This is a genomic window from Saccharomonospora saliphila YIM 90502 (assembly GCF_000383795.1).
GTDB classification, from domain to species: Bacteria; Actinomycetota; Actinomycetes; order Mycobacteriales; family Pseudonocardiaceae; genus Saccharomonospora; species Saccharomonospora saliphila.
In genome coordinates, this window is record NZ_KB912595.1 from 3,445 (window position 1) to 6,560 (window position 3,116).

5 protein-coding genes and 1 pseudogene are annotated in these 3,116 nt (G+C 71.6%); 2 read left to right on the forward strand and 4 right to left on the reverse strand.

Annotated elements, in window-relative coordinates:
- The 4 genes and pseudogenes from SACSA_RS20820 to SACSA_RS24965 form a co-directional block, all read right to left on the reverse strand.
- A pseudogene (locus tag SACSA_RS20820) lies at nucleotides 1-663 on the reverse strand (hypothetical protein); the annotation flags it as partial.
- A gap of 39 nt (nucleotides 664-702) precedes the next feature.
- Complete coding sequence (locus SACSA_RS0100295; RefSeq protein WP_019812560.1) at nucleotides 703-1,332, reverse strand: hypothetical protein; 630 nt, start codon at nucleotides 1,330-1,332, stop codon at nucleotides 703-705.
- Nucleotides 1,332-1,787, reverse strand: coding sequence for a RidA family protein (locus SACSA_RS0100300; protein WP_019812561.1), 456 nt, complete (start codon nucleotides 1,785-1,787; stop codon nucleotides 1,332-1,334). Before SACSA_RS0100300 ends, SACSA_RS0100295 begins: the two co-directional genes overlap by 1 nt.
- 120 nt (nucleotides 1,788-1,907) lie before the next feature.
- The gene (locus tag SACSA_RS24965; RefSeq protein WP_005466698.1) at nucleotides 1,908-2,069 is read right to left on the reverse strand and encodes a DUF4177 domain-containing protein; all 162 of its coding nucleotides are present in this window, start codon (nucleotides 2,067-2,069) and stop codon (nucleotides 1,908-1,910) included.
- Nucleotides 2,070-2,102: 33 nt separating this feature from the next.
- Here SACSA_RS24965 and SACSA_RS0100310 point away from each other — a divergent pair, with 33 nt between their 5' ends.
- Nucleotides 2,103-2,351, forward strand: coding sequence for a hypothetical protein (locus SACSA_RS0100310; protein WP_019812566.1), 249 nt, complete (start codon nucleotides 2,103-2,105; stop codon nucleotides 2,349-2,351).
- A 23-nt stretch (nucleotides 2,352-2,374) separates the two neighbouring features.
- A partial coding sequence (locus SACSA_RS0100315) for an ArsA-related P-loop ATPase (RefSeq protein WP_019812568.1) occupies nucleotides 2,375-3,116 on the forward strand: 742 nt, incomplete at its 3' end.

Below are 3,116 nucleotides of genomic sequence, written 5' to 3' on the forward strand. Positions count from 1 at the left end.
CGTTCCGGCCGCGCCGGTGCCGGTGCCGCCTGCCTGGTTCGAGGCCAGCCACACCGGTGTCGCCGAGGCGAGGGCGGCCTCGTGGTAGTCGGTGCGCTCCGCTCCCGGGCCGGTGACCTCCACGACCGCGCGGATGCCCGCACGGCGCAACGCGTCGTCGACGCGGAACGCCACGGCGGGCGGGTGCGCCTCCGGTCCGATCTCGATCAGTACCACCCGCTGCGGCAGCGGCCCCGGAACGCTGCCCGCCGGGGTGTTGCGCCACACCGCGTGCACCGAGCGCAGGTCCGGCAGCACCTGAAGGGTGCGCTCCAGCGCCTCCGCGACGCCGCGGTCGGGCTCGTTGTCGCTGGTGAACCGGTGCGTGTGGCCGGGGCCGGAGTCCCCGACGGTGAGATCGTCGGCCAGCGCGGCGTCCGACCGGCTCATCTCCAGCACGAGCGCCAGCTCCTGCTGCTCGGTCGGCCGGACCATGATCCGGCCCGCGATCAGCGCGCCGACGGCCAGCTCGGCGGCCTCGTCGAGGTGCGACCGCGCCACGAGTTCACGGGACTCCGACAGGGCCGTGTCGTCGAGTCTGCCCGCGAGCGCCAGTAACGCGTTGTGCAACCGCAGCGGGACGGCGAAACCGTCCTTGGGCACGCTCCCGTGCACGTCCACCATCGCCGATCTCCCTCCAGCCCGCTGCCAGGCCAGCGAGCGCTACGCGGGTACGAGCCTGTGGTGACCGGCATCCACGGAGCCCACGCAGACGAACCCTGAGTTCGCCAGCGCCGCCTGGTGATAGGCGGGCAATTCCGCCTGCGACGGCAGGACCTCCACGCTGGGCGCCTCGTCACCCAGCACGCGCAGGACCCGCTGTAGCTCCCCAGTAAGACGCGGCAACCCGGATGTGGCGGTGACCAGCAGGACGCGCTTGGCCTCGTGCGCGGACCCCGAGTCATGCCGCCAGCTCTCCCGGACCTCTCCCACGTCCGGGCGCCCACGCAACGTCGCGTGAACCACCACGGACACCGAATCAACGGTGTTCACCCAATCGGGTGCTCCTGTGGTGAATGTGTACCGGTTCTCGGTCGAAGCGTCTACCCCGAGTGTCGAACTGACTTCGTGCCAATCGGCCCCGTGCGGGATCAACCCGGCGACCAGCAGGCGATACTCCGCTTGGTCGAGGTCGATCCTGTGCTTGAGCAAAGCCTTGGGCAGCGTCCGGGCGAGCGTGGCCATCGCGCCCTCGCCGAGCCAGTCGCGGAACCGCCACAGCATCCGGTCGGGCATCCGGCCCGCCAGGCGCAGCAGCAGCTCGTGGCACGAGCTCTCGATGTCCGGGTCCATCAGGCCACCTCCACGATCAGCTCGACCTCCACCGGCGCGCCCAGCGGCAACTCGGCGACGCCCACGGCCGAGCGCGCGTGTGCCCCGGCGTCGCCGAAGATCTCGCCGAGCAACTCGGAGGCCCCGTTGACCACCGCGGGTTGGCCGCCGAACCCGTCGCCCGAGGCCACGAAGCCCACGACCTTCACCACCCGCACGACCGAGTCGATCCCGACCAGCGAGTGCACGGCGGCGAGGCCGTTCAGGGTCGCCGTGCGGGCATACCGCTTGGCCTCCTCGGGACTGACCTCAGCGCCGACCTTCCCGGTCGCGGCCAGCTCCCCGTCGACGAAGGGCAACTGTCCCGCCGTGTACACGTGCGATCCGGTGCGCACGGCGGGCACGTAGGCCGCGACCGGAGTCGCGACGCCGGGCAGGTCGATACCGAGCTCCGCGAGCCTCGCGCTCCAGCTCATGGTCGCCTTCCTCCTCAGGATTCGGCAGGCTTTCGGAGAGCCGGTGGCACTCCGCTGTGACGAACCGTCGGCCGGACACCGGCGGAGCACTCGCAGGCGGCTCCGCCGGTGTCCGGCGAGTCAGTCCTTCGGACGCTTGAGATAGGCGACGTGCTGCTCACCGCTGGGGTTCGGCAGCACGGTGACCAGCTCCCAGCCGTCCTCGCCCCACTGGTCGAGGATCTGCTTGGTGGCGTGGATCAGCAGGGGGACGGTGGCGTACTCCCACTTCGTGGCACTCATGTCCCGACACCCTAGCCACTACCGTCGAGTCTCGTGGAAGCATGGCGCATCCTCGCCACGGTCCTGCTGGCCGTGCCCGGGCTCATCGGTGTCCTGATCGTCATGGCGACGGCACGCGACCGCACCGGCCGCGCAGGCGCGGTGGCCGTGGCCGGGCTCGTGGCCTTCACCGCGCTCGCGGTGGCCTGCGTGCTCACGCTCACAGTCCTTCCCGTGGCCGTGACCTGGGGACTCGCCGGGTTCGTCGCACTCGGGACCGCCGTGCTCGCGCTGGCGAGCTGAACGGTGGCTTAGGCTCGGGAACCGTGACCACCCTGCCTGGTTGGACCGACGAACTCGAACGGACCCGGCTGCACTTCGTCACCGGGAAGGGCGGGACGGGCAAGACCACGCTGGCCGCGTCCCTCGGCCTCGCCCTGGCCCGGGACGGGCGGCGGGTCCTGCTCGTCGAGGTCGAGGGCCGACAGGGCTTCGCCCAGGTCTTCGACACCGAGCCCCTGCCCTACGCCGAGCAGCGCATCGCCTCCGCGCCGGGGGGCGGCGAGCTGCGAGCTCTGCACGTCGACGTCGAGGCCGCCCTGCTCGAGTACTTCGAGATGTTCTACAACCTCGGCTTCGCGGGACGGACCCTGCGCCGGATGGGCGCGATCGAATTCGCCACCACACTGGCGCCCGGGCTGCGCGACGTGCTGCTGACCGGCAAGATCAAGGAATGCGTGGGGCGCACCGACTCGGGCGGCAGACACTTCTACGACGCCGTCGTGGTCGACGCCCCGCCGACGGGACGCGTGGTGAAATTCCTCGACGTCACCAGGGCGCTGACCGATGTCGCCAAGACCGGGCCCATCCGGGGGCAGGCCGACGGCGTCGTACGCCTGCTGCACTCGGGTGAGACCGCCGTCCACATCGTCACCCTGCTGGAGGAGATGCCGGTGCGGGAGACCCTCGACGCGGTCGCCGAACTGGACGGCGCGGACCTGCGCCCCGGCGCCGTCCTGGTGAACCGCGTGCGCCCGCCCCGGCTGCCGGAGGGCGCGCTGAGCCCGG

What these genes read in the sequence shown, in the direction of transcription:
- SACSA_RS0100295 (WP_019812560.1), bottom strand. Translation starts at nt 1,332, where the DNA reads ATGGACCCGGACATCGAGAGCTCGTGCCACGAGCTGCTGCTGCGCCTG.
- SACSA_RS0100300 (WP_019812561.1), bottom strand. Translation starts at nt 1,787, where the DNA reads ATGAGCTGGAGCGCGAGGCTCGCGGAGCTCGGTATCGACCTGCCCGGC.
- SACSA_RS24965 (WP_005466698.1), bottom strand. Translation starts at nt 2,069, where the DNA reads ATGAGTGCCACGAAGTGGGAGTACGCCACCGTCCCCCTGCTGATCCAC.